General features: G+C 68.1%; 1 pseudogene. It reads right to left on the bottom strand.

What is annotated here, in order from left to right:
• A pseudogene (locus HA630_RS02330) lies at positions 1-285 on the bottom strand (exodeoxyribonuclease VII large subunit); the annotation flags it as partial.

Raw genomic sequence — 285 nt, 5'->3', positions numbered from 1 at the left:
CCACGGGGTTGCCAGCGCCTTGTTCTGGTCGATCAGCCCTTCGCGCTGCAGCCGCTCGCGGATCTCGCGCTTGCGGGCTTCCAGGTCTCCCAGGGGGTAGTCGGCGTCGATGGCGTCGATCTCCAGGCTGAAGCCGTACTGGGGCTTGAACACCGGGCGGGCGCGCACCAGCAGTTTGATGCCGGGCCCCACCTGGGCGCCGGTGGCTTGCTCGAAGGCAGGCAGGATGCGTTCGGCCTGGTTGGCCCAGATGGCGGCGTTGGATTTCGCAATGACCACCCCACG

The sequence above is a fragment of the Aquabacterium sp. A08 genome, from assembly GCF_011742065.1.
This window is presented reverse-complemented; position numbering and strand designations above follow the sequence as displayed.